Genomic DNA, 25557 nt, shown 5'->3' on the forward strand with positions numbered 1-25557 from the left:
GATCACCTCTTGGAGAAGCGCGGTTTGAGTGTTGGGAGGCGGCGTACGATGGCAGCCGCCATGTGATCCAGCGGGACGACTTCGTCTGACAGGCCGTGCTCGACGACGGAGCGCGGCATCCCGTAGACCACGCAGGTGGACTCGTCTTCGGCCAGCACCTGGCCGCCAGCGTCCTTGACGGCGCGAGCGCCCTCGGTGCCGTCCTCGCCCATGCCCGTGAGGATCGCGGTCAGGACAGCCGGGCCGAACGTGGCCGCCGCGGTTTCGAGCGTCGTATCGACCGCCGGGCGCACGCCGTGCCGGCGCGGTCCCATCTCCAGCTGCACGCGGCGGCCAGAGACCTTCATGTGGAAATCGCCTGGGGCCACCAGCACCCGCCCGACGCTGAGCTGGTCGCCATCCTTCGCTTCGGAGACCTCCAGCGGGCAGATCTGGTTCAGCCGCTCCGCCAGCGACTTCGTGAAGCCAGCCGGCAGGTGCTGGACGATGACGACCGCTGCCGGCAGGTCAGCCGGCAGGCCGGAAACGACTTCCGCCAGCGCGCGCGGCCCGCCCGTGGACGAGCCGATGACCAGCAGCCGGTCTGGCTCGCGGATCGGCTGCGGTGCGGCAGCTCCGCCACCGGCCAGCCCGGTCCCGTTGGCCGTGCCCAGGGCGCTGCCCGGGCGCGGCGCGGCCGAGGCCGTCGCCGAAGACGTGCTCGGCGTGGGCAACGTTGCGTGGAGCAGCGGTCGGCGCACCCGGGCCTGGGAGGCCCGCTTGACCTTGGCGATCAGCTCGTCGCCGAGAGCAGCCAGGCCGCCGGGCACGTTGGCGGACGGCTTCTGCATGAAGTCCACCGCGCCGAGCGCCAGGGCCTTGACCGTGGCCTCCGCGCCGGCCGCCGTCAGGCTGCTGAGCATGACGACGGGGCGCGGGTAGTGCTCCATCAGCATCTTGAGCGCGGAGAGGCCGTCCATGTGCGGCATCTCCACGTCCATCGTCAGGACGTCCGGCTGGAGCTTCTCGACCTTCGCGAGCGCCTCCAGCCCATCCCGCGCGACGTCCACCACCTCGATACCTGTATCGGCAGTCAGCAGCCGCCGGACGGCCTGGCGCATCAGCACCGAGTCATCCACGATCAGGACGCGAATCGGCCGGTCGCTCGCCGGGGTGGGCGTCGGCTGGGCGGGCCGAGGGGCTGGCCCGGTGACGCCAGCGGGGCGAGCCACCGGTGCGGGCGGCGCGCTCGGGCGGAGCGGGGCCGCTGGCCGGTTGGGCAATCCAAACGAAGAGCCGGGCGTCCCAGCCGGGCGGGCTGGCTCGAACCGGGAGGCTGGCCGAAGAGGTGGGCGGGCCGGCGGCTGGCCGGGGCTGCCGGCGCCAGGGTCGCGCGGGGGGAGGCGATCAGTCATAGCTCTGTCTCGGTTCCACGGACGGTCCGCACCAGGACGCGCCCGGTCGACGGCTCAAGGCGCACGGTACGCCCCATGTTGCCGCCGGTCTGCTCGCCGAGAATGCGGATGTTGACGGACGCGAGCGCCTTCTTCACCGCCTCGATGTTGCGCTCGCCGATCTTTGGGAGGCTGCCGCCGCCGCCGATTGCCAGGACGGCAGCGCCGCCGGCGATCTTGCACTGCAGGCGAAACTTCTGCGCGCCAGCTTTGGCGAGGGCGTCGAGCATCGCTGGCACGGCGGTGTCGCCGAACTTGCCTGGCAGTGCCACGGAGCCGCCCGCAGGCGCAGCCGGCAAGACGACGTGGGCCATGGCGGCCACTTTGGTGCCGGGATCCCACAGGCAGATCCCGATGCATGAGCCGAGGCTATAGGCCACCAGATCTTCAGATCGACTCAGGAAGAGATCACCTAGCCCGACAGCAATGACAGATGTAGCTGTAGCAATCATGCAAGGGCCGCCTCGGCTGGTCGAGCATGGCCAACCTTCTCGATCATCTGATCGCCGGGGAACATGAAGAACGAGGCGTCGACCACTTGCCCGTCGCAGGTGAACTGCGCGTCAATGACCATGGCCTGATCGTGCGCCTGGAGGGCCAGCTCGCCGGCCAACGTCCCGAGGATTGCACCGCACATCTCGTGGATGACGACCGGGGGCGTCGGGGGGAGCGTCAGGCCGGACCAGTCCGCGATGGTGGTCAGGAAGAACGAGCCGCCGACGTTGCCGGCTTCGGCCAGCGCCGAGATCTCCAGCTCGCCAAGCTCCGAGGTGGTTCCCTCTGGCTCGCCCAGCAGCATGTCGACCAGCCCCAGCGCCATCGCCTCGCTGAAGGCCATCAGGATGTGCCCCTGGATGTCGCCCTCGATCCCGAGGTAGACGGCCACGACGGATCGTTCGGGGTCACCAGCCACCATCGTCAGATGGGACAGGTCCACCATCCTGACCTCTGGCGAGACCGCCGTGATCTCACGCAGGGCCATCTCAGACAGGGCGTTCGCGGCGCTCTGGACCGCCGAGGCGGCCACGACTGCCATCGTGGCCAGCTCGGCGCTCAGCTCGGCGCTCAGCTCAGGCGTGGGCGAGGGCGCGAGCGGACTCGTCAGCGTCTCGTGCATCGGACCACCTCCACTCGGCCCGGTCCATCGTAGCGAGTCGCTGGACCAGCGCCGGAACGTCGACGATGAGGGCGACCGTGCCGTCGCCAAGGATGGCCGCGCTGGAGAGGCCCGGCACGTCGCCGATCAGGTCGCCCAGCGACTTGATCACGACTTCCTGCTCGCCCAGCAGCCGATCCACGGCCAGGCCGATCTGTCGCTCGCCGACCTTGACGGCGACGACGAGAATGTCACGCGCGTTGGGCGGCAGCTCGGACTCGCACTGGAACAGCGCGGAGCACCGCACGATCGGCAGGACCTTCCCGCGCAGGAGGATCGCCTCCTGCTGCTGCAGCCGCTGGATGTCGGCCACGGGGACGCGCAGCGTCTCGGTGACGCTTGAGAGCGGCAGTGCGTAGATGCCGCCGCCCACGCGCACCAGCAGCGCCTGGACAATCGCCAGGGTCAGCGGGAGGCGCAGGAAGAACCGGCTGCCCTCGCCGAGCTTCGACTGCACCTCGACGGTGCCGCCCAGCCGCTCGACGTTCGTCCGCACGATGTCCATACCGACACCGCGCCCAGAGATGTCCGTGACGGCGGCGGCCGTCGAGAAGCCCGGGGCGAAGATCAGCTCCAGCGCTTCGGCGTCCGACATACGCTGGGCGACTTCTGCCGTGATGAGCCCGCGCTCGACCGACTTCGCCTTGATCTTGGCCGGGTCGATGCCTCGCCCGTTGTCCTCGACGGTGATCACGATGGAGCTTTCGACGTGTTCCGCCGTCAGCTTCACGATGGCCATCTCGGGCTTGCCAGCGGCGATGCGGTCGGCCGGCTGCTCCACGCCGTGATCGATGGCGTTTCGCAGCAGGTGCACCAGCGGATCGCCGATCTCTTCGATGACCGACCGGTCCAGCTCGGTCTCTTGCCCCTCGATCACCAGCTCGACCTTCTTGCCCTGGCGGGTTGACAGGTCACGGGTGACGCGCGGGAAGCGGCTGAAGACGGTGCCGATCGGCAGCATCCGGCTCTTCATCACCTCGGCCTGCATCTCGTCGGTGACGCGGCCCAGGTGAAAGACCGTCTCGGTGATCTCGGAGAGCATCGCGTGCTCGCCCAGCTGATCCTGCAAGGCGCGGCCCAGCCCCAGCAAACGGGTCCGGTCGATGACCAGCTCGCCCACCAGGTTGAGCAACCGATCCAGCCGCTCCACGTCGATGCGGACGGTGGCCGTGGCTGGGCGTGCTGCCCCCTTCTTGTTGGCGGCGCCAGCCGCGCCGGCCGGGCCGTGATCGCTGCTCTGGGCAGCGGCGGCGGCGTCCGTCTGTGGCGCCTGGTGGACGTCTCCCATGGCCGCCGAATCTTCAAAGGCCATGTCTTCGACGTCGAGCAGGCGCAGGATGGTGATGTCCTGCACGCCGCCGAGCTTCTCGCGGATCTGGTCGATGGTCTTCGTCGAGCGGACGTAGATCTCCAGCCGCTTGTTGACGAGCTGCTGGATGACCTCCGTGCGCGACGGCCGGCTCAGGAGAATCTCGCCGCACTCGTCCACCGCGAGCAGCGTCTGGAACGCGCGGACCGACTTCCACTCCTCGGAGTCGAGCTGCACCAGCATGTGGTGCGTTGCGCCCTCCGGCGGCTCGATGACGCTCGGGCGCACGCCGCGCGAGGACGCCGTCGAGGCGCCCTTGTTGGCAGCATGGGCTTCGAGCTTCGAGACCAGGTTGGTGACGTCCAGGTCGGTCATCTCACCAGTCTGGACCTCGGCGGCCAGGGCCTTGAGCATGTCAAGGGCCTGGAACAGCAGCTCCGTCAGGGCCGGCGTCGTGGCGATCTCGCCGTGCCGGACCTTGTCGAGGAGACTCTCGGTGGCATGGGTGAGCTTGGCCATGCGGAGATGGCCGATTGCCGCCGACGAGCCTTTGATGGTGTGCGCGGCCCGAAAGACCTCCTGAAGGAGCTCCGGGCTCGGGCCATCCTGCTCGAGGCGAACAAGCTGCTCGTCGAGCATCTGGAGCATCTCATCCGTCTCCGCAATGAAGATCGGAAGCTCCTCAGGGGTCGCGTCGAGCCGCAGCTCCATTACCGCCGCTCCTTGATCGCCAGCTGGGCCTCGACTGTGCCGAGCGCCGTCACCAGCGGAACGACGAGCCGCTGGATGCCAGCGGTGCTCATGCGGCTGCCAGCACCCTGCAACAGGACTGGCGGGGCGATGTCCACTTCGAGGCCGAGCTGGGCCAGCAGGGTGGTTGCGCAGCCGGTGATGACGTTTGCCAGCTCGCCGATACCCGAAAGGGCCAGCTCGTCCAGCTCGTCGCACGGGCAGCCCATCAACTGCCCGACAATCGCCAGGGCGGTCTCCTCGCTCATGCCGTACATCGCCATGCCAGTCAGCTGGCCGGTGATGCCGACGATGGCGGTCACTTCGTGGGTCGTGCAGGTGCCGTTGGCCAGCGCCAGCTTGCCAGACTGCACCTCGGAGGCCAGCTCCTGCTCGAGCACGTCGCGCGCAGCGGCCACAAACGGCTCCAGGTGCTCGGCCTTGGGGATCGTGCGCGACGGCTGCGCGAGCACCTGCTCGATGGCGGGATCGACGACGGTCCGCGTCTCCATCCGATGTGTCTCCTTTGTCAGACTGTCCGTCGTGCCCCTACTTGAGGAGCTTCTCCACGGCCGCGAGCACGCGCTCCGGCTGGAACGGCTTGACCACGAAGTCGCGCGCGCCCGACTGGAGCGCTTCCATCACGACCTGCTGCTGACCAATGGCCGTCACCATCGCCACGCGGGCGTTCGGGTCCGCCTTCTTGATCTCCTTGAGGGCCGTCAGGCCGTCCATCTCGGGCATGGTGATGTCCAGCAGGACGACGTCCACGTTCTCGCTGTTGAACTTGTCCACGGCCTCGCGGCCGTTCTCGGCTTCAATGACGGTGTGCCCGTGGGACTGCAGCATCTTGCCGCAGCGCATCCGCATGAAGGCGGCGTCGTCGGCGATCAGAATCTTTGCCACCGTTCTCCTCGCTCCTGTCCGTGCTCTACTTGGGCCTGGGCTTCCGATGGTGAGGACCGCCGTCCCGGACGGCGGCTCTGGTGTGGCGGGTGTTCGCGTTCTCGATCCGCCACGCGCTGCGCTGTGGTAGGGTTGGCGCTGTGGTAGGGTGGGTGCCTGCGCTCAACGGGTGCTGGGGCGCAGACGGCTGCACACGACGATCAGGCTGCCAGATCCTCCTGCTCGGCCCGGGTCAGGATGCGAGAGAGGTCGAGCAGCAGGATGAGCCGCTCCTCCAGCTTCGCAACCCCCCGGAGGAAGGCTGAATCCGCGGATGTGACCAGGGTCGACGGCGGCTCGACGGCGTCGGAGCCGACCAGCAGCACCTCGGACACCCCGTCGACCACCAGGCCCACCGTGTGCTCGCCCAGCTCGCCGACGACGATCCGGCTGCGCCGTGTCGCCTCGGTGGCCGGCAGCCCGAATCGCTTGCGAAGGTCGAGCACGGGGATCACCCGGCCGCGCAGGTTCGTCACGCCCTCGATGAAGGCCGGGCCGTTCGGAATCCGTGTGATGGCCTGCATCCGGATGATCTCCTCGACGCGACCGATCTCCACGCCGTACGCCTCGCCCGCAAGCTCGAGCACTACGACCTGCTCATCCCCGATCGCCAAGGCAGTGCCCTGCATGTTGTGTCCTCCTCAACCAGCGCCGGGCGTGCCCGGCCAGTCGACCGTCCTCACGGTCTCGGGATCGTTCTCAGAGCCACCCCTGGCCTGGCAAGCAACGTTGCGATGCTGGGACGGCGGCTACACGGTCTAACGTTCATCAGAACAGAGGCGGGATGCTTATTGACGCGGATTCTCGACATTTCGTCATGGCTCTCGCAGACCATGGAGGGGGATCCATGAGGACAGCGCCGGGGCCGTCGCGCACGGGGCCGTGGCGCTCATGGCCGTGGGCCCGTGGTTGAGGCGAGGGCGGGGGCGGTGCAGGCGACGGGTGCCGTCGGCGGATTCCGTCACGCTCGCGTGGCCGCTCCGACGAACCGTAACGATGGCCGAGGCTGCCAGGAGGACAGGTCTTGAGAAAATTGGGTTGTGCTCGACTCTGCCGCTTCGCCTGCTCGACTCTGCCGCTTGGCTTGCTCGACTCTGCCGCTTCGCGCCTGCGCGACTCTTCCCCTTCGCGCCTGCGCGACTCTTCCCATTAATGCCTGTACACCCACGCGAAACCCGCCGATGATTCTGGTGGCGAGTCGTGGACAGCCAGGGCGTCCCATGCGGGATGCGCTCCTGCTGGGCATGGGTTCGTGTCGACTCGGGGCCGTGCTCGCAGCCTCTTGAGCCGAGGCGCCTATCAAGGAAACGCGGGCCACGGCGCCGCTCTGGCCCGTGGGAAAGGACGGCCAGCTGATGATCTCTGTGACCCGGCTCGATGGTACCGAGCTGGTCGTGAACGCCGAGCTGATCGAGCTCGTCGAGGCCACCCCGGATACCCATCTGACCCTGGTCGATGGTCGCAACCTGATCGTGCAGGAAGCGCCGGCGGAAGTCGTGGCGCGTGTCATCGCGTATCGGCGGGCCGCCTACGGTCCGCAGAGCGCCGTTCGGCTTGCCAGCTAGGGGACCAGGAGCACACGTCTATGGATAAAACAACGCTTCCTGGTCTGATCCTCGCCCTTGTCGCGCTGCTGGGCGGCGCGATGATGGAGGGGACGACCCCGGACAAGCTGGTCATGCTGCCGGCGTTCATCATCGTGATTGGGGGGACTTTCGGGGCCGCCCTGATCTCGTTCCCGCTGTCGGTCGCGACGTCCCTCGGGAAGCTGATGACCATCGCCATCAAGGACGCCCCGCACGACTTGACCCACGTGGTGGACACGTTCGTCAAGCTTGCGGACCGCGCCCGCCGCGAGGGTCTGCTGGCGCTTGAACAGGAAGCTGGATCGCTCGAGCCGTTCACGCGGCGCGGCATCCAGATGGTGGTCGATGGCAGCGACCCGGCGCTGGTGCGGGAGATCCTTGAAGCGGACATCGAGGCGATGAAGGAGCGCCACAAGCCTGGCGCGGGCTTCTTCGAGGCGATGGGCGGGTACGCGCCGACGATGGGCATCATCGGTACGGTGATGGGCCTTGTCCACGTGCTCGAGAACCTGTCCGAGCCGGACAAGCTCGGCCCACTGATCGCCTCGGCCTTCCTGGCAACGCTGTACGGGATCTTCTTCGCGAACGCCTGCTTCCTGCCGCTCGCCAGCAAGCTCAAGGTAAAGAGTGCACACGAGGCCCACTCGAAGGAGCTGGTCGTCGAGGGCGTGATGGCCGTCCAGGCGGGAGACAACCCCCGCGTGGTCCGTGAGAAGCTGGAAGCGTACCTGCCGCCCGCCCTGCGCGGACACGGTCAGGGTGGCGCGAAGGGTAGCGCGGCAGCCGAGAAGAAGGCGGCCTGATGACCCGTCCCCAGACCACCGTTCGCTGAGACTCACACAAGACTGACGCAGACAGGCGGCCCCTGAGCAGGCGCGGAGACGTTCACCTCCTCAGTGGGCCGTCCTCACCGGCGGGGCAGCCGCTGCAAGGCGGCCTGGCGCGCGGCAGCGCTCCCACTGAGGACATCCGAGGCACGGACGCGCAGCGATGGCGAAGAAGAAGAAGCACCACGAAGAAGGTCACGTCAACCACGAACGGTGGCTGGTCAGCTACGCCGACATGATCACGCTGCTGATGGTGCTGTTCGTGGTGCTCTTCGCGATGGGCCAGACCGACAAGGCGAAGATGGACGCTCTGCGGACGTCACTGCAGCGCGCCTTTGCCGTGGAGGTGCTGCGAGGCGCCGAGCCCACCAGCCTGAAGGGCTCGAGCGGCTCGGCGATGATCCCGCCGGTCATGCCGGCCGCGCTCAGCCAGGAGGTCGCCGCGATGACCGGCGGCTCCTCGCAGGACGGACCCATCGCCCAGGCGCTCGCAGAAGTTCGTCAGGCAGTCAACGATGTCCCCGTCCCCCCGGACACGTCCGGCCGCGTTGAAGTAGGTGTGTCGCGAGAGGGGATCGTGATCAGTCTGGCTGGGAATCTTCTGTTCGATTCTGGCAAGTCTGATCTCAAACCGCGTGGCATGACCCTGCTGGACACGCTCGCGGAGCGGTTGAGGACCATGCCAAACGAGATTCGGGTGGAAGGCCATACCGACAATATCCCGATCGCGACGGCACTGTATCCCTCGAACTGGGAGCTGTCCTCGGCCCGCGCGACGACGGTGAGCCGGTACTTCGCCGAGCACGCCGACATCGCCCCGATCCGCCTGAGTGCCGCCGGCTTCGGGGAGTTCCGCCCCGTCGCCCCGAACGACAGCCGTGAGGGCCGCGCCAGGAACCGCCGCGTCGACCTGGTCGTGCTCTTCCCGCAGTCCCCTGGGAACGGGACACAGGCTGTCGCTGGCGCCCGCCCCGCCGCGCCCGCCGGGCTCCCCGGAGCACCTGTCGCCAACCGAGGTACACAACCATGAAAGCGCTGTCCAAAGGCAAAATCATCCTGATGATCCTCGGGCTTCTGCTCGGAGCCGGGGCCGCGCTGGGCGCTACCCTCGCCTTTGGCGAGTCGCTGGGGATCACCAAGCCGGCCCAGACGACCATCAAGTACGTCGAGAAGCCGAAAGTCGGCATGATGCTCCCGATGCGCGAGCGCATCGTGAATCTGGCAGACCCTGGCGTGATGCGCTACCTCAAGGTGTCCATTACGCTGGAGATGGCGGACCACTCTGGCAAGGCCCTGCCCGCGGGTGAGAAGTACAAGGAGGCGCAGAACGAGCTGAAGCTCGAGCTGGCCGGCACGCTCCCCCTCATCGAGGATGAGCTGACCGCGATGCTGACCGCCCGGACGTCCGCCGAGCTGATGGCCCCTGAGGGTAAGCAGCGGCTGCGCGACGAGATCAAGGCCAAGCTCAACCGCGCGTTTGAGAAGCAGGCGCACGATCCGAAAGAGCGGCAGGAGGTCCTGTCCGTCTACTTCAGCGACTTCATCATCCAGTAGGCAGTAGGCAGTAGGCAGTAGGCAGTAGGCCAACCTGTCATCCTGAGCGTAGCGAGCCTGCGAGCGCAGCGCAGGATCTCACACCCAGCAATCGCAGCTCCTGTGGGTGAGATCCTGCGCCGCGCGGACGGGTACGATGCACGGCACCCGCTCCAGGCGAATCTGTGGTTTCCAGGCCACGGCGGTGAGGGTAGGACGCTGCTCACCGGAACGGACAAGAGCAAGGAATGCGCGACAACAAGATCCTCTCCCAGTCAGAGATCGAGGCGCTGCTCTCTGGCGATCTGAACCTCGGCGGCGACGACGAGGACGCGGGTCTGCCGCCGGTGGATGGCGACTCGGATCAGCCAGAGCTCGCACAGAGCGCAGCTCCTGTTGCCGTTGCAGCGCCGCCGCTGGCCCCACAGAAGCCAGCCAAGCTGTACGACTTCCGCCGCCCCGACAAGTTCTCGAAGGAGCACTTGCGCTCGCTGCGGATCCTCCACGAGTCGTTTGCCCGGATGCTCGGCTCGTCGCTCACGTCGTACCTCAGCGCGGGCGTGCAGGTCCGGCTCACCATGCTGGAGCAGGGCACCTACGACGAGTACATCCAGTCCCTGCCCACGCCGACGGTCATCTACGTCGTCGGGCTGGCGCCGCTGCCGGGGCAGGCTGTTGTCGAGTTGAACCTGCCGGTCGCCCGCGTGCTGATCGACCGGCTGCTCGGCGGGACTGGCACCCCGACGCCCCGTACGGGTGAGATGACCGAGATCGAGATGGCCTTGCTCAAGACCATCGGGCAGTTCATCTTGAGCAGCTTGCGCGAGGCCTGGGCGAACGTCGTGCCGCTCCGCCCGACGATGCAAGAGCCAGTGCTCAGCCCGGAGCTGGCCCAGTTCGCCACGGTGGCCGAGGCCACCGTGATGCTGGTGCTGGAAGTCTGCGTCTTCAAGGTGACAGGCACCATCAGCATGTGTCTGCCCTACCAGGTGCTCCAGCCGGTGCTGGACAGCCTCACCTCGCAGGTCTGGACCTCGACCACCCCCTCGCGCAGCTCCGACCAGGACAGCCGCGAGCAGATGGGCGAGCGCATCAGCCAGGTGACGCTGCCGGTCACCGTCGAGCTGGGCGCGATGGGCATGACCGTTGAGGGGCTGCTGTCCCTGCAGAAGGGCAACGTGCTGCGGCTGAACACGAGTGCGAACGGACCGCTTCCGATTCGCATTGACGACCGCGTCAAGTTTGTCGGTCAGGCCGGCTTGAGCGGGAAGCACCTCGCGGTGCAGATCGTCCGCGCTGTCGAATCGGAGAGCTGAGCCAGGAGGGCTGATCGCGCATGGAAGACCCAACGAAGCAAGGTGGCCTGGACGACGAGTCCTGGATGGATGAGATGGGCTGGGGTGAAGACCCGGCCCCAGAACCGGTGGCCGCCGCGGCTGCCGTCCCGTCGATGCCGGCCGTGATGGCCTCGCCGGTCTCGGCGCCGGCCGCCACGGCGTTCGCGCCGCTGTCGGAGGGCATCTCCGAGGCCGACCGCACCCAGATCGATCTGCTGCTGGATATCAACCTGCAAGTGACGGTGGAGCTGGGGCGCACGCGGATGAAGATCGCCGAGATCCTGGCGCTGCGGAACGGCTCGGTCATCGAGCTGGACCGGCTGGCCGGCGAGCCGGCGGACATCCTGGTCAACGGCACGCTGATCGCCAGGGGCGAGGTCGTGGTGGTGGACGAGAAGTTTGGCGTCCGCGTCATCGAGGTCGTGTCGCGCGCCAAGCGGATCGCGTCGCTCGGCTAGGCCCGGGGATACCACGCATCATGCCTGTCACGCACGAACAGCCTGCTGATCCCGCCGCCCCGCCGGCCGTTTCGGGCGAGCCGGCGGCCCAACCGAACGGTGCTTCGGCCGGTGTTTCGGCCGCTCGTGCTGCTGGCGCGCTGGCCCCGGCCGCCGAGTTCTGGCGGTCCGTCTCCTGGCGTGAGCCGCGCACGGCCGGCGCGCAGATCGTGGCGCAGTTCGGCATGGCGAAGCTGGCGGTGGCGGGCGCTCTCCTGGTGCTGGTGCTCGGGGCGTTCCTGTTGCCGGGCAGTGTCGAGCGCGGCGACCCGTTCGACGGCCCGGGCGCGGCGATGGATCTGGTGCTCAAGCTCGGCGCGGTGCTGGCGCTGGCCTACGTCTCGATGGCCGCCCTCAAGCGGTACACTGCCGGCAGCATCAGCCAGCGCGGGACGCTCCTGGAAGTGTTGGACTCCACCACGCTCGGCCCGAACCGGTCCGTCTACGTGGTGCGGGCCGGCGGCAAACGGCTGGTGCTGGGGGTAACCCAGAACCAGATCACGCCCCTGGGCGAGCTGGACGAGACGCCGCCCGCCTGACGCAGTGCACCCCGACTACCTCAGCACGCCCTCCGCTGAACGTCGCCTGCCCGCCTGACCGGTACAATCCCTTCGATGCCGCCTGGCTGCCTATCCTGGCCGCGTTCGGCTGACCGCTTCGAAGGGGAGACGACGACGATGACGAAGGTGGTGCTGATCCACACCGTCGAGGGCAACGTCAAGGTGTTCGGCGATCTGGTGCAGGAGATCGCGCCGGGCCTGCCAGCCGAGCATGTGGTGGACGAGAGCCTGCTGGGCGACACCATCGCGGCGGGCGCCCTGACCGACGAGGTCCGCCAGCGGTTCCGCGCGCGCGCCGAGGCTGCCCGTAGGGATGGCGCTGACGTGATCATGCTGACCTGCTCCTCGGTGGGGCCGTCTGCCGATGGTCTGGGCGACGAGCTTGGCGTCACGGTGCTGCGGGTAGACGAGGCGATGGCCGAGCGAGCCGTGGAGCAGGGGCCGCGCGTGGGCGTTGCCGCCACCCTGCCGACGACGCTCGGCCCGACAGCCGACCTGATCTACCGGGCCGCCTCGCGGCTCGACCGCTCGGTTGAGGTGACGACCCGGCTGGCCGAGGGAGCTTTCCAGGCCCTGCGCGCCGGCGACGGTGTGCGTCACGACACCCTGGTGGTCGAGGCGCTGCGCGAGCTGGCGGCCGGCGTGGACGTCATCGTGCTGGCGCAGGCGAGCATGGCGCGGGCGGTGAATGGCGCGGACACCATTGAGGCGGGTGGGCGCGTGGTGCCGATCCTGACCAGCCCTCGGCTCGGCGTGGAGCGGCTGCGCGACGTGGTGGCCGCCGCTCGATAGACCAGCACTACGATGGTTGAGGTCATCGGAAGCCGTGGGCGCATCGTTCCCGTAGCGCGGGCGCGAGCAGCCGTCTCTGGCTCTGGCGCACCCTGAATCACCGGCAAGGACTCGTAGAGGGGCACACATGGACCGCGTGCGGACGGCGCTGACCATTGCAGGCTCGGACTCCGGCGGCGGCGCCGGCATCCAGGCTGACTTGAAGACGTTCTCCGCACTCGGCGTCTTCGGCGCCTCGGCGATCACGGCGATCACCGCCCAGAACACGCTGGGGGTGACCGCCGTCTTCGAGCTGCCCACGGACCTGATCGCCGCGCAGATCGACGCCGTGGTGTCGGACATCGGCGCGGACGCCGTCAAGACGGGGATGCTCTCCAGCTCGGAGATCATCCGGGTGGTGGCGGCAAAGGTCCGCGAGCACCGCCTCGCAACCCTCGTCGTCGATCCGGTGATGGTGGCGACCAGCGGTGACCGGCTGCTGCGCGAGGACGCGGTGACGGCCCTCCGCACCGAGCTGCTGCCCCTGGCGACGGTCGCCACGCCCAACCTGCCTGAGGCCGGTGTGCTGCTTGGACGAGAGATCACCACCGTCGAGGAGATGCGCCAGGCCGCCCGCGAGATCGTGGGGCTGGGCGCGCGCAGCGTGCTGGTGAAGGGCGGCCACCTGGCCGGCGATGCGGTGGACGTGCTCTACGACGGCGCGGCGTTCCTGGAGCTGCCGGCCCCCCGCATCGACACGACGAGCACCCACGGGACGGGCTGCACGCTGGCCTCGGCTATCGCGGCGCTGCTGGCGCGTGGCGAGTCATTGGAGGGGGCCATCAGGGGCGCGAAGGCGTACGTGACGAGTGCCATCGAGCGGGCGTTCCCGGTCGGGCACGGGCACGGGCCAGTCAACCACTTCCACCAGTGGTGGGGGTAGCCTGCTGCCCGCATGGCGTCGTTGAGCACGCCTGTGAGAACGCCCCTGCGCCGTAGCCGACGCCTGCGCGGCTACTCGGCGGCATAGCTTGCGGGCAGGCCGCCGCGCTCGCCGGCCGCGCGGGCGTCAGATGCCGCGTGCGCGGGCGCGCCAGGCTCATGCTGCCCCAGCCAGAACGCCGCCAGCACCGCCAGCCCCAACACCAGCACCACCGCGCAGACCGCCACCAGCTGCAGGCCGTCCACGAACGCCTCTCGCGAAACCTGCAGCAGCATCGGGCCGACCGTGTCCGAGAGGTGCGCCGCCACGTTGACGGCCCCGCCGAGCGTGTCCCGCGCCGTCTCCGCGGCCTCCGGCGAGATCCCGGACGGCAGCAGCGCCGCCACCTGTCGCCGGTAGATCGCCACCCCAAGGCTTCCCAGCACCGCGATCCCCAGCGCCCCGCCAAGCTCCGAGCCGGTCTCGGAGATCGCCGAGGCTGCGCCCGCGCGCTCCGGCGGCGCGGCCCCGACCACCACGTCCACCGTCAGCGTGAACACCACGCCGAACCCGAGTGAGATGATGACCAGCCCGGCGACGACCATCCCGAGCGAGGACACGCTCACCTGCGTCAGCAGCAGCAGCCCCGCCACCGCCACCACCAGCCCGCCGAAGATCAGCGGGCGCGGGCGGAACCAGCGCAGCAGCGCCGGTGCGCCCAGCGAGCCGGCAATCGAGACGAGAGACCCTGGCACCGTCCACAGCCCGGCCTCGAGCGGCGTCAGCCCGATCACCAGCTGCAAGTACTGCGGGATGAACAGGTACACGCCGAACATCGCGAAGATGCCGACCGTGTTCACCGCCAGCGCCGCCGTGAACGCCCGGTTGAGAAAGAGGCGGAGGTCGATCAGCGGATCGGCCAGCCCACGCTGTCGCTGCACGAAGACGAAGCCCGTGACCAGCCCCGCCGCGATGGCCGTCAGCGCCAGGGCCGTCAGCCCGTGCTCGGCAGTCTGCTTCACGCCGAAGATCAGCGCCAGAACGCTTGCCAGCGAGAGCGCTGCGCTGGGGATGTCGAGGCGGCCGGCCCGCGGATCGCGGAACTCCGGCAGCAGCAGTGGTCCCAACGCCAGCAGCAACGCCATCACCGGCACCGCCAGCAGGAACACCGACCCCCACCAGAAGAACTGGAGCATGAACCCGCCCACCAGCGGACCCACCGCCGCCCCCACCGAGAAGCTGGAGATCCAGACGCCGATGGCGAACGTCCGCTGCTCCGGATCGTGGAACATGTTGCGGATCAGGGACATCGTGGACGGCATCAGCGTTGCGCCGGCCACCCCCAGGATCGCCCGGGTCAGAATCAGGATCTCCGCGCTCGGGGAGAAGGCCGCCAGGATCGAGGCGCACGCGAACGCTGCCGCCCCGATCATCAGCAGCTTGCGCCGTCCGATGCGATCCCCGAGCGTCCCCATCGTGATCAGCGAGCCAGCGATCAAGAAGCCGTAGATGTCCACGATCCACAGCAACTGCGCGCTGCCCGGCTTCAAGTCAGCGCTCAACGACGGCACCGCCAGGTGCAGGACCGTCATGTCCATCGCGATCAGCATCGCCGGCAGCATCAGGACGAACAGCCCGATCCACTCACGCTGGCCGGCGCGGGGCGCCGCGGCCTGCGATGGGGTCTGGTTGTACGTCTCGACCGAACTCATGATCGTTGTGGCTCCCCTACCTGAACGGACACCGCCGGCAGGCCAGTGTCCGCCACGTCCGTACCCATCCCGTCCGTTCCCGCCGCCTCGCCAACCAGCTCCGAGACGGCCCGCAGCATCTGCAGCCAGCCCACGAACGGCACCGGCCCGCGATGCTCGCAGAACGCCGACCCCGTCAGCGGCTCCGTCGTGTCAATCGACACCTGGATCACCACCATGTCGGCCCCCCACGCGCGCAGCCGGCCCGCCACAACACACTGCGCCAGCGTGATGAACTGCCACGTGCTCTGAGCGTCCGCCCGCCAGTCATGCCGCCGCCTCCGTCAGAAGATCCTCGCTGACAGAGGGGCGTTCACCGGTACTGCACCGTTGTTCACCGGTGAGGATGACAGATCCGGGGGCCGCCGCGGCGAAATGGGGCCGCCGTGACGCCCGATTGAGACGGACGCACCGTGCGCCCCCGATGTACGGCTGCCCAATGTACGGCTCAGGGAAGCACGCGGCGTATACTGGCGATGCTCAGGCGTCCCCCTGGGAGCGCGGCGGCACTGCTGACGGAGGCGCGCACCATGCCGATGGCGGGCGGTCGTCTCACACGACGGGCCATGCTCAAACAGGCAGCCCTCTTCGGCAGACGAGCCGCCCTGCTCGGCGTCGTCGGCCTCCTGGTCGCCTGCCAGCAGCCGACCAGCCCGCCCAAGCCGTCAGACGCCACCCCGGTCCCGCCCCGCCCGACTCCCCAGCCAACCGCGACCCTGATTCGCCCCGTCGGCGATCCGAAGCCGGCTGCCAGGGCCACCCCGCAGGCCGGCCCGCCCAGACCCGGTGGCGCGCTCGTCTGGGCCACCGACAGCGACCCGCTCGACCTCGATCCCCACGCTGGCGGCAGCGTGACCGGCGCTGCCGCCTGGGCCGATCTGACCTATCAGAGCCTCGTCATGTTCGACGAGCAGATGCGGCTCGCGCCCGCGCTGGCCGAAGCCTGGGTCATGACCGACCCGACCACCTGGACGTTCACCCTGCGTCAGGGCGTCCGCTTCCACGATGGCTCGGAGCTTGAGGCTGAGGATGTCCGTGCCTGGTTCGACCGTCTCCGCGCGCCCGAGACGAACTCGCCGCACCGTGGCTGGTACAGCCAGGTCGTCAAGGTCGAGCCGCGCGGCCGCTACGAGGTCACGTTCACCCTCAACGCGCCCTACGCGCCGCTGCTGGCCACCCTCGCCTCGCTGCGCGGCTCGGCCATCGCGCCGCGTCGCTGGCTGAGCCGCGCGCCTGACACGAAGCTGCGGGCGGTGGGCAGCGGGCCGTACCGGATCGTCGCGTATGTCCCTGGCAGCCACGTGGCGTACGAGAAGCACGCCGACTACTGGGAGCGTGGCCTGCCGCTGCTGGACCGGCTGACCATGCGGATCGTGCCCGCCGAGGCGGCGCGAATCGAACAGCTACGGGCGGCAGCGGCTGACCGGGCGGCAGCGGTTGACCGGGCGGCAGCGGCTGACGACGCGGTCACCGGCGCCGGCGGCCTCTCCGAAGACACGGCGAAGCGCCTCCGCACGGACCGCACCCTGACGGTCCTCGCCAGCGCCAGCGCCAGTCAGACCATCACCACCCTGAACACCCGCCGCGCCCCCTTTGACGACCTGCGCGTGCGGCAGGCGCTGGCGCTGGCCGCCGACCGGCGCGCTGCGCTCAGCCGGCTGCTCGGCGAGGATGGGCAACTGACCGGCCCGATCCCGACCGGCTTCGGCTCCTGGGCGCTCGCGCTGGAGGACTTGCCGACGCGCCGGGACGTGCCCCAGGCCCGCCGGCTGCTGGCCGAGGCCGGCCACGCCGACGGCTTCGAGGCGGCCATCCGCACGGGTGAGGATGCCCTCTCGAAGGGCGTCTCGGCGCTGCTCGCGGATCAACTGCGCGAGGTTGGCATCACCCTGCGCGTCGAGCCGCTGCCGGCCGCCGAGTTTGCCCGCGCCGTCCAGGCCCGTGACTTCGAGCTGGTGACGGGCAAGCTCGGGTTCCTGCCAGACCCAGACGCCTACCTGTCCGGGCTGTACCACAGCCACGGCGGGCAGAACGCCGCCGGCTGGTCGAGCAAGGCGTTCGACGATCTGGTGAACGCGGCGCGGACCGTGATGGACCCCGGCCAGCGCAAAGCCCTCTACGACGAGGCATCCAACCTCCTCCTCGCCGAGGCCCCGGCCATCTGGTGGTTCACCGAGCACACGCTGGAAGCCGTCAGCAGCACGCTGCGGGGCTACGCGCCGGCATTCAGTGGCCGCCGCGCAGCGCTCAAAGGGGCCTGGATCGCCCGGTAGCTCCCCCTGAGGGCGCGGACATCCGACTGCCCCGGGCGGTCAGGGCCGCCGTCAGTAGCGCCGGCCGCGCTGCCGCCGGATGTCGAACCTGGCCGTGCGGGCCACCGCCATCACCGTCATCACGCCGGCCTGGACCGGGTCCGTCACCACCAGGTCTGCCTCGTCCGGGACGCTGCCGGCCATGTTCAGCGAGACGACGATGATCCCCTGCTGGCGCACCTCGCGGACGGCCTGGGCCACCTCGCCGCCCATGATCGAGCCGGCCATCACCAGCGCCACCGCGCGCGGCAGGCGGGCGACGGCACGCACCGCCCCCGCCAGATCCTCCTCGCCCACCAGGGGGATGGTGTCCACCGAGATGCGCTCGCCGCGAATGTTGTGGCGGTCAGCCTCGGTGACCGCCCCGAGCACCACCTGCCCGACCTGCGCGCCGCCGCCGATGACGATGATCCTCTTGCCGTAGATCCGCCCGAACGACGGCTCCCGCTCGACCGCTTTCACGATCGGCAGCGCTTCCAGATCGGCTGCCAGCCCGTCGAGATCCTCGACATCCGACAGCTCGAAGTAGGTGGCGATGCCCTGAGCGCGGCGCTCGGAGATATCTACATAGGTGATGTTCGCACGGTGCTCGAAGATCACCCGCGTGAGCGTGAACAGGACGCCCGGCTGATCGGGCACGTTCACGCGGACGAGCACCGCTATGACGCCGTCGTCGTGCAGCCCGACGCTCTTCGGATCGACGAACGCCTCAACAGACGCCTGGGCGGCCTCCTCGGAGTGCGACGGGCTGCTGGCTGGGCGCGACGGGGCCTTGAGCGACCTGTCCTCGCCGCGCCGATCCCCCATCCGGACTGCCTGCGCGTCGGCGTCACCGTCGGCCATCGTCGAATCGTTCATGCGTCAAGTGTACTCGCCCCGTCTTCCCACTCAACAGAAAGGTGTGCATAGTCCGTGTGGGGGATGGACTGGCCCATCGGAGCCACACTTGCGTGGTGTTTCACCCCACGTGGGGGAGTGTTTCAGACCGAACGGGCCATGAACTTTATCGAACCGCAGCCGATTATCTATGCAGCGAGCCAACGTGTCGGCTCCTGACCGTTCGGAACGCCTCACCACGGTGCACGGTGGGCGCCAGGGCTAGCCCAGACGGGCCATCCGACGAGCGGCACAGTAGGCACAGCGGCCGAGATGAAGGGAAGGCAAGACACCATGGGCGACGAGGTTCAGAGCCTGGTCGAAAGGGCCCAGGCCGGCGATGGCGGGGCATTTGGCGAGCTTTACGAGCAGTTCTCGCCGGAGATCTTCCGGTACCTGCTCCGCCACCTGAACGGCCGCCGCGAGTCGGCTGAGGATCTGACCGAGGAAGTGTTCGTCAAGGTGCTGGAGCGCCTCGGCAGCTACCAGTTCCGCGGACTCCCGTTCTCGGCGTGGCTGTACCGCATCGCGCGGAACCACATGATCGACCACCTCCGCTCGCGCCCGCGCCAGGTCATCAGCTCGCTGGACTTCGCGCCGGAGATCCCTGAGAAGAAGGCCGAGCTGGTCATGGACCGCTCCCTGGACCGCCACGAGCTGTCGTATGCGCTGGAGCGACTGACCAGCGATCAGCGGCACGTCGTGACGCTGCGGTTCCTGGACGGCTTCACCACCGCCGAGACCGCCGAGATCATGGGCAAGACTGAAGACGCCGTGAAGAAGCTCCAGGCGCGCGGCCTGGTGCAGCTGCGGCGCATCATCGAACATGCGCGCCGTGCGGAGGAGACCCCGCCCGCTGCCGCCCCGGTGGCCCCGCCAAGCGGGCGCCGGCTCTCGATCCTGGGAGCGGCCTGACGCCACCACCGAACGCGAGGTCGGCAGTGCACCCTGCCTGACCCCGGCGTAGCCTTCCCGGAGGGGCGCGTCCCGTGTGGGCGCGCCCCTCTTCGCGCCCGCCGCCGGGGCTGCACGCTGCCTCCCGCCCCCGCCATTGTGCGAACTGTACAACGGCGGCGACCGGTAATCTGTAACGTCGCCCAATGCGTCGTGGCGGATTCAGCGGTACCTTTATGGACGGAACACGAACGTCCAACAGCGCGGTGACACAGTCCCTCCCACGTGAGACGGACCCGGCCACCACGCGAACCCCTGGAGGCACGTCGCTGTGGACATGATGATTGTCGATGTCTCGCTGGTCGCCTTTGTCGCGATGATCCTGGGCCTGCTCGTGATGCCGGAGCGCAAGGCTTCTGCTTCGACGACCGCCGCCCCGGTCCCCGCTGGCGCCTGAGGCCGACGCTCGCACCTGACGGCAGCCAGGGATCGCTCACAAGCGGCCTGGACCGTCACTCCACGAAGCGCACAAGGACACCCCAGGAACCTCAAGATCCTGGGGTGTTTTGCCGCGGTGCGGCGGCCGAGCGCACGCCGCTCGCCCGTCCTCCCCACACCGTTTGTGGATGCTACTGCTGGAAGCCCGACAGCCGCGCCAGCTCGCGGACGGGGATCTCCCCCTCGATCTTCTGCCCGTTGATGACCCAGGTGGGGTACGCCCGCACCCCGGCGGCAGTGCAGGCGGCGGGCCGGGCATTCTTCCCGCGCGCATCACACTCGACGTAGGGCAGGCGGTCAGCGGCATCCCCGAACATCTTCTTCTGGTTCTGGCAGTGTGGGCACCAGTACGCGCCGTAGAAGACCGCGCCGCTGGCCGTAAGGTGATCTGCAAGGGCCGTCAGCTCGTCAGTCTCGGGGTTTGAGGCGATGCTGGCCGCTGCCGGGGCGGCGGCCGGGCCAGCGGCGTAGCCGAGCAGCAAGACGGCTACGGCGAGCGTTGCGCCGAGCAGGGCCGGCGCGAGCCGCCCACCCTGCCACACCTGAGCGGGGCTGCCCCACGGCCAGAGGGTGCGTACGCCGATGGTCAGCGCCGCCACGTCTGCGACGACGCAGTACGGGCACCAGGTGTTGAGCACCAGCCCCTGCAAACCCACGAACAGGATGGCCGCTCCCAGCCCGACGCCGCCGAGCAGGCGCAGCGCCCTCAGCTGCCACGGCGCACGCAGCAGCGCCACGAGCGCCACGCTCAGGAAGTAGCCAACGCCGAGCAGGGCCATCGGCAGGCCGAAGACCTTGCCGTAGGCGCTCGCGCGGACGACGTCGCAGTCTGTGCCAGGGAGGCAGAGCGTGCTGCCGCCGGCCAGATCGACGAGCAAAAGGTATGCGGACACGAGCACGCCGATGGCTGCCGCGCCCAGCATGACGCGGTCCAGCGTCCAGGTCGGCACGGCGGGCGCAGCGGAGCGGCGGCCGCGTCGCTCGCGGCGTGTCGATCGGTCAAGCGAGGAAGTTGCCATGAAGCGTGAGCCTTCTCGGGAACGCCCTCAGGCTGCACGGCAGCCGAGGGGGATGAATCCGAAGGACCGGCATGGGCCGGTGCCGGCGCGCCCGTCGCGCAACGAGGCTGCGCGGCACGATCCCATGCACGGGCAGCCCCACCAGCGTGGGACGCCCGGAGCGCACCTGGATCTGGTGCGCGGAGGCTACGCTGCCTGCGGTGGGGGCGCGGTGGGCGGCCAGACCAGCCCGAGCAGCGCGGCCTCCGTGGGCAGCGCGATGTGGGCGGCAAGGGCTGGCTCTGGCAACTGCCAGGGGGCTGCTGACGGGATGCCGGCCGCCGTTGGCACCACCGACGAGATGGCGGCGGCCGCGGCGCTGGCGGCCAGCAGGTTCGGGGCCGCTGAGTCCGGCGCCTGCTCAGCCGTCTCGCGCGGCTGCTCCAGGCCCAGGCTGCTGCCCGCGGCCGGCACGGGCAGACGAGATGTTGCCGGCGGGGACATCAGCCCGACGATGCCATCCTCGGCGCACAGGCAGACGACCGGCGTGGCCGTCGCCAGACCGATCAGCAGCAACAGGACGGCAAACGTGCGGAGGGTCCGAAACATCGCTCTCTGCTTGCAGGGTAGCCAGCCGTACGCCGCGCCGGCAACCATTCAGGATGCCGCGCGCTCCACTCTCTACAACGTGACGGGGGGACCTGCGCAGGGCGATTGCACATTGGGCGGGTCGTGCACTGTCGTCGGGGCTTGAAAGCCCCGCCTACTATCCTGCAGTCGCTTCGCGACGCTCCAGTCTCGCCTGTTGCTGCTGTTCCCGGCGTCCGTCGCGCAGCGACGGCATGACTGTAGGCGGGGGTTTCAACCCCCGCCTGCGCGTCTCGCCATGTTATGGGAACACCAACAAACATGCAATTGCCCTGGGGACCTGCGCGCCGAGGTTGGCGGGCCGCCGCCGGCAAAACTATGATCGCGCATGGAGCGGCGGACGGGTTCGATGCTGGTAGGGCGTTGTACCCTGGCGGCCGCCTGGAGGATCGCTGATGGCTGACACCGGACGGCTGGTCGCGTTTTATGGCGCGGGCGAGCCGATGCGTATCGAGGAGTACCCGGTTCCCGAGCCGGAGCCGGGCGCAATCGTCGTGCGGACGACGCTGGCGAACATCTGCGGGTCAGACCTGCACGTCTGGCGCGGGGACCAGGATCTCAAGAAGATGGGCCGCGCGCTGCCTCGTCACCTCGGCCACGAGCAGTGCGGACAGGTGCATGCGCTCGGGGAGGGCGTCACGACGGACTCAGCCGGCGCGCCGCTGGCCATCGGCGACCGGGTCATCTTCCGCTACGCCTTCGCCTGCGGGCGCTGCCGGGCCTGCTTGATCGGCACGTCCCGCTGCTGCCCGAACCAGATGCGGCACACGGCCACGCCCTGCAACGTCTGGCCGTACTTCAAGGGTGCCTGGGGAGATTACAGCTACCTGCCGGCCGGGCACGTTGTGCTGAAGGTGCCGGACGTCCTGACGGATGGTATGGTGGCCGGGATCAACTGCGCCTTCGCCACGGTGATGTGCGGCGTGGACGTGGCCAACATCGCGCTGGGTGAGACAGTCGTGGTGCAGGGGGCCGGCGGCCTCGGGATCTTCGCCACGGCAGCAGCGCGCGAGCTGGGGGCGGGCAAGGTCATCGTGGTGGACGGCATCCAGGAGCGGCTCGACCTGGCGGCGGCGTTCGGGGCCGACGAGCTGATCGACCTGCGCGCGCTGAAGACTCCGGAGCAGCGTGTCCAGCGCGTCCGCGAGCTGACGGACGGCTGGGGCGCGGATGTGGTGGTCGAAGTGGCCGGCGTCATCGGCGCGATGAACGAGGCGCTCCAGATGCTCGGCAACGGCGGGCGGCTGGTGGAGATCGGCAACATCGTGGCCGGCACCAGCTTCGACCTTGCCCCCACCACGCTGAACCAGCGGAACGTCAGCATCCTCGGCGTCGGTTACTACGAGGCGGCGCACTTGCAGCGGTCGCTCGACCTGATGCTGCGGCGGCGGGAGCAGTACCCGTTCCACAAGATCGTCTCGGACATCTTCCCGCTGGAAGAGGTCGAGAACGTGCTGGCCGAGCAGAACAAGGGGCACATCACGCGGGCGGCCCTCAAGCCGTAGCCCGTATCGAGCGTTGCCTGGACGCGTTGCCTGGACGCGTTGCCTGGACGCTTTCATGAACGCCGCCATCGTCCGCGCGGCGTTCATCCGGGCGAAGCGGGTCCGCCTGGAGTAGTGGTCGAACCACTACCGCATGTCCCACTCGGGCGGGCCGTCCTGCTGGTACCCGCACTGCTCGCACTCGTGGTAGACGTGGACGCCCGGCGGCATCGCTACGGCCAGCCGCAGCGTCATCTCGTCGCCCACCGCGCGGATGTGGTGGACCGTCCCCCGTGGCACCCACACGATGTCGCCTTTCTGGGCCTTGACCACCGTGCCGCCCGTGAACTCCCACTCGAGCTGGCCGGCCATCACGACCCACCACTCGTCAAAGTCGCGGTGCCAGTGCGGGCGGTTACCACTGCCCGGGTTCGTGGCGATGAGCGTGACGAGGTTGCGCTCGTCGGCAATCACCAGTTGCGCCCACGGCGCAGCCCCACGCTTCGCGACGATGTCGTCGACGCGGGTGTGGAAGATGTTCGGCCAGGTTGCGTTCACCACGCGCGGCGGGATCGGGCCGTCCGTCACCACGTCGGCGATGTTGAGCGCCGGTGACGCCTGCGAATCAGTCATGTCGGAGTACCCCTGCGTCGTCCGTTTTGGATGGAGGGACTGTACCGTACTGGCCCAGCGCGGATGACCCGGCGCAGCGCGGATGCCCGGCCGCCGGTCCGCGCCACGCTGCCAGACGCCAGCGTTCGCTAGCGGGTGGCCTTCTCGATCAACGGCTTGGCCTCGTCGATGGGGCGCACCAGCCCGATCTTCCCGGGCGCTTCCCGGTCGAAGCGGCCGGCCGTCGGGATGCCGATTAACTCGCCGGCGGCGTTGATGGCCGTGCCGCCGGAGTTCCCCCGGTTGATCTCGGTGTCCGTCTTGATGAACGAGCCTGGATCGTCCGAGAACCGCGCGATGCCGGAGTGGATGCCCCGGGTGACGGTCAGGCTGGAGCCGCCCAGGCCCGGGAAGCCGATGATGATGATCGTGTCGCCGATCTGGACGCTCTGCGAGCTGCCAATCGGGATCGGGTTGAGCCCGAGGTTGCCGGGCAGCGGCGAACCATCTGACATCGCGGTGAGCTGAATGATGGCCAGGTCGAGCTTCGCATCAAACTCAGACACGCGGGCACGGTACTTCGGAGCGGCGGCGTCGCCCTCGTTCGGCGGCACCGCGATGATGACGTTCTGCCCGTTGTTGATGAGCTTTCCGGCATCGTCGCTGACCACATGGTAGTTGGTCAGGATGTGGCCCTTCGGGGTGAGGATCGAGCCCGAGCCGGTGCTGGCCGAGCTTGGCCCGGTCGGCACGATCACCCGCACCGAGGCGTTGAGCGCCCGCACGAAGTTGGGGTCTCGGCCCCCTGGTGGCTTGGCGACCTCCGTGGGCTTCGCTGGCGGCTCTGTGGGTTTGGGCGCAGCCGTGGGCTTGGCAGGCGGCTCGGTGGGCTTCGGCGCAGCCGTGGCCGTGGCGGGCGCGCTCGTCGGCTTCGTTGCGATGGTGGCTGTCGCAGCAACGGCCACCGGGCGCGAGGTCGGCGTGGGCGTCGCCCTACTCTCGCGGCTGTTCGCCACCCAGTTCAGGGCCAGCACCCCGACCCCGAGGAATGCTACGACCAGGATGGCGATGGCGCCGCCGACGATCAGGCCGGTGTTGCTCCCGCCGCTGGCCGGGGCCGGGCGCGCCCCGTACGCGCCCGCTGCGAGGCCGCCACCGGGGCCAACCTGGGGTCCCACCTGGGGGCCAACCTGGGGTCCCACCTGGGGGCCAGCACCCGGGCCGCCGAAGGGCGATCCGCCCGGCCCCCCGGCTGCCCCGCCGCCGTACGGCCCTGGCTGGCCGCCGGGGCTGCCGTAGGGGCCGCCTGCCCCGACACCACCGCCGTAGGCCGGGCCGGAGGCCGGGCCGCGGCCGGCTGCGCCAGACGGGCCGGCCGCCGGGCCTGCGTACGGGGCCATCGGGCTGGTCGGCCCGGTGGTGCTCGTGTCGCCGGTCACCTCAACGTGCAGGTCCGTGACGCCGATGCGAACGTGCGTGCCGGCCGGGATCGATTCGGGGCCGGACCCGACGCGCCGCCCCCCGATGAACGTCCCGTTCTGACTGCCCAGATCGCGCAGGAACGCGCCACGATCCGAGATCCAGATGACGAGATGCTGACGCGAGACGTTCGGGTCTGGCAGGACGACGTCGTTTTCAGGCGCGCGCCCGATCCGCAGGCCCTGTTGCGGCACCTGATACTGCATCCCGTTGACGATGACGACCGCCTGGATCATCGTCGTGTTGCCCCGGTCAGGATCGCATGCGCCAGCGCCATTGGTCGTCCCCTGTAGCAGAGCCGCGTGACACCACGGCTCCAGCCTGCGTATGACTCCGCTGCCCTCATCGGCCGCCCCGTGAGCCGCGCACAGATGATAGCGTCGAGGCGCAGGTTGTCGTG

Annotated in this window: 26 protein-coding genes; 12 read left to right on the plus strand and 14 right to left on the minus strand. The window is 69.2% G+C overall.

Going from position 1 to position 25557, the window contains the following annotated elements; translation table 11 throughout:
• Window positions 1-2: 2 nt before the first annotated feature.
• From IT306_02210 to IT306_02240, 7 genes are all read right to left on the minus strand, one after another.
• The gene (locus tag IT306_02210) at window positions 3-1394 is read right to left on the minus strand and encodes a chemotaxis response regulator protein-glutamate methylesterase (GenBank protein ID MCC7367205.1); all 1392 of its coding nucleotides are present in this window, start codon (window positions 1392-1394) and stop codon (window positions 3-5) included.
• A complete protein-coding gene (locus tag IT306_02215) occupies window positions 1391-1885 on the minus strand; it encodes a chemotaxis protein CheD (protein ID MCC7367206.1) in 495 nt (164 codons plus the stop codon). The genes IT306_02210 and IT306_02215 overlap by 4 nt, the downstream gene beginning before the upstream one ends.
• Window positions 1882-2550, minus strand: a complete 669-nt coding sequence (locus IT306_02220; protein MCC7367207.1) for a chemotaxis protein CheC — start codon at window positions 2548-2550, stop codon at window positions 1882-1884. Before IT306_02220 ends, IT306_02215 begins: the two co-directional genes overlap by 4 nt.
• The gene (locus tag IT306_02225; GenBank protein ID MCC7367208.1) at window positions 2504-4609 is read right to left on the minus strand and encodes a chemotaxis protein CheA; all 2106 of its coding nucleotides are present in this window, start codon (window positions 4607-4609) and stop codon (window positions 2504-2506) included. The genes IT306_02220 and IT306_02225 overlap by 47 nt, the downstream gene beginning before the upstream one ends.
• Window positions 4609-5139 carry a chemotaxis protein CheX gene (locus IT306_02230; protein MCC7367209.1) on the minus strand — a complete coding sequence of 177 codons (531 nt, stop codon included), beginning with the start codon at window positions 5137-5139 and terminating at the stop codon, window positions 4609-4611. The genes IT306_02225 and IT306_02230 overlap by 1 nt, the downstream gene beginning before the upstream one ends.
• A 37-nt stretch (window positions 5140-5176) precedes the next feature.
• Window positions 5177-5533, minus strand: a complete 357-nt coding sequence (locus tag IT306_02235) for a response regulator (GenBank protein ID MCC7367210.1) — start codon at window positions 5531-5533, stop codon at window positions 5177-5179.
• 200 nt (window positions 5534-5733) lie between these two features.
• Entirely contained in the window at window positions 5734-6201 is a 468-nt protein-coding gene (locus IT306_02240; GenBank protein MCC7367211.1) for a chemotaxis protein CheW, read from the minus strand.
• A gap of 726 nt (window positions 6202-6927) precedes the next feature.
• On the opposite strand from IT306_02240, the gene IT306_02245 reads away from it, so the two are divergent.
• The 9 genes from IT306_02245 to thiD all read left to right on the plus strand — a co-directional run bounded on the left by IT306_02245 (window position 6928) and on the right by thiD (window position 13626).
• Window positions 6928-7137: a flagellar FlbD family protein gene (locus IT306_02245; protein ID MCC7367212.1), complete on the plus strand. Its 210-nt coding sequence runs from the start codon at window positions 6928-6930 to the stop codon at window positions 7135-7137.
• A gap of 20 nt (window positions 7138-7157) precedes the next feature.
• Window positions 7158-7961 (plus strand): flagellar motor protein, encoded by an 804-nt coding sequence (locus IT306_02250; protein MCC7367213.1) that lies wholly within the window; start codon window positions 7158-7160, stop codon window positions 7959-7961.
• Between the two features lie 187 nt (window positions 7962-8148).
• Window positions 8149-9015, plus strand: coding sequence for an OmpA family protein (locus IT306_02255; GenBank protein ID MCC7367214.1), 867 nt, complete (start codon window positions 8149-8151; stop codon window positions 9013-9015).
• Window positions 9012-9539 (plus strand): flagellar basal body-associated FliL family protein, encoded by a 528-nt coding sequence (locus IT306_02260; GenBank protein ID MCC7367215.1) that lies wholly within the window; start codon window positions 9012-9014, stop codon window positions 9537-9539. Before IT306_02255 ends, IT306_02260 begins: the two co-directional genes overlap by 4 nt.
• Window positions 9540-9766: 227 nt before the next feature.
• A complete protein-coding gene (gene fliM, locus IT306_02265) occupies window positions 9767-10834 on the plus strand; it encodes a flagellar motor switch protein FliM (protein MCC7367216.1) in 1068 nt (355 codons plus the stop codon).
• 20 nt (window positions 10835-10854) lie between these two features.
• Window positions 10855-11313 carry a flagellar motor switch protein FliN gene (gene fliN, locus IT306_02270; protein MCC7367217.1) on the plus strand — a complete coding sequence of 153 codons (459 nt, stop codon included), beginning with the start codon at window positions 10855-10857 and terminating at the stop codon, window positions 11311-11313.
• Window positions 11314-11333: 20 nt separating this feature from the next.
• Window positions 11334-11891: a flagellar biosynthetic protein FliO gene (fliO, locus tag IT306_02275; protein ID MCC7367218.1), complete on the plus strand. Its 558-nt coding sequence runs from the start codon at window positions 11334-11336 to the stop codon at window positions 11889-11891.
• A 138-nt stretch (window positions 11892-12029) separates the two neighbouring features.
• Window positions 12030-12704, plus strand: coding sequence for a hypothetical protein (locus tag IT306_02280; protein MCC7367219.1), 675 nt, complete (start codon window positions 12030-12032; stop codon window positions 12702-12704).
• Window positions 12705-12831: 127 nt separating this feature from the next.
• On the plus strand, window positions 12832-13626 hold the full coding sequence (gene thiD / locus IT306_02285) for a bifunctional hydroxymethylpyrimidine kinase/phosphomethylpyrimidine kinase (protein MCC7367220.1): 795 nt from the start codon (window positions 12832-12834) through the stop codon (window positions 13624-13626).
• A gap of 71 nt (window positions 13627-13697) precedes the next feature.
• Here thiD and IT306_02290 read toward each other — a convergent pair whose 3' ends face one another.
• Both IT306_02290 and IT306_02295 read right to left on the minus strand, forming a co-directional pair.
• Window positions 13698-15317, minus strand: a complete 1620-nt coding sequence (locus IT306_02290; GenBank protein ID MCC7367221.1) for an MFS transporter — start codon at window positions 15315-15317, stop codon at window positions 13698-13700.
• Window positions 15314-15535, minus strand: a complete 222-nt coding sequence (locus tag IT306_02295; GenBank protein MCC7367222.1) for a hypothetical protein — start codon at window positions 15533-15535, stop codon at window positions 15314-15316. The genes IT306_02290 and IT306_02295 overlap by 4 nt, the downstream gene beginning before the upstream one ends.
• A gap of 387 nt (window positions 15536-15922) precedes the next feature.
• On the opposite strand from IT306_02295, the gene IT306_02300 reads away from it, so the two are divergent.
• Complete coding sequence (locus IT306_02300) at window positions 15923-17629, plus strand: ABC transporter substrate-binding protein (protein ID MCC7367223.1); 1707 nt, start codon at window positions 15923-15925, stop codon at window positions 17627-17629.
• A gap of 51 nt (window positions 17630-17680) precedes the next feature.
• Here IT306_02300 and IT306_02305 read toward each other — a convergent pair whose 3' ends face one another.
• On the minus strand, window positions 17681-18475 hold the full coding sequence (locus IT306_02305; GenBank protein MCC7367224.1) for a DUF5612 domain-containing protein: 795 nt from the start codon (window positions 18473-18475) through the stop codon (window positions 17681-17683).
• A 363-nt stretch (window positions 18476-18838) separates the two neighbouring features.
• On the opposite strand from IT306_02305, the gene IT306_02310 reads away from it, so the two are divergent.
• Complete coding sequence (locus tag IT306_02310) at window positions 18839-19459, plus strand: sigma-70 family RNA polymerase sigma factor (GenBank protein ID MCC7367225.1); 621 nt, start codon at window positions 18839-18841, stop codon at window positions 19457-19459.
• Window positions 19460-20067: 608 nt separating this feature from the next.
• Here the strand turns inward: IT306_02310 and IT306_02315 are convergent.
• Both IT306_02315 and IT306_02320 read right to left on the minus strand, forming a co-directional pair.
• Window positions 20068-20955, minus strand: coding sequence for a hypothetical protein (locus IT306_02315; protein ID MCC7367226.1), 888 nt, complete (start codon window positions 20953-20955; stop codon window positions 20068-20070).
• Between the two features lie 186 nt (window positions 20956-21141).
• Window positions 21142-21543, minus strand: a complete 402-nt coding sequence (locus IT306_02320) for a hypothetical protein (protein MCC7367227.1) — start codon at window positions 21541-21543, stop codon at window positions 21142-21144.
• A 434-nt stretch (window positions 21544-21977) separates the two neighbouring features.
• Between IT306_02320 and IT306_02325 the strand changes: the two genes are divergently transcribed.
• Window positions 21978-23087 (plus strand): zinc-binding dehydrogenase, encoded by a 1110-nt coding sequence (locus tag IT306_02325; protein MCC7367228.1) that lies wholly within the window; start codon window positions 21978-21980, stop codon window positions 23085-23087.
• Window positions 23088-23213: 126 nt separating this feature from the next.
• On the opposite strand, the gene IT306_02330 is transcribed toward IT306_02325, so the two are convergent.
• A complete protein-coding gene (locus IT306_02330; protein ID MCC7367229.1) occupies window positions 23214-23699 on the minus strand; it encodes a cupin domain-containing protein in 486 nt (161 codons plus the stop codon).
• Between the two features lie 128 nt (window positions 23700-23827).
• Entirely contained in the window at window positions 23828-25393 is a 1566-nt protein-coding gene (locus tag IT306_02335; protein ID MCC7367230.1) for a trypsin-like peptidase domain-containing protein, read from the minus strand.
• Between the last annotated feature and the right edge of the window lie 164 nt (window positions 25394-25557).

The sequence above is a fragment of the Chloroflexota bacterium genome (assembly GCA_020850535.1).
Taxonomy (GTDB): domain Bacteria; phylum Chloroflexota; class UBA6077; order UBA6077; family JACCZL01; genus JADZEM01.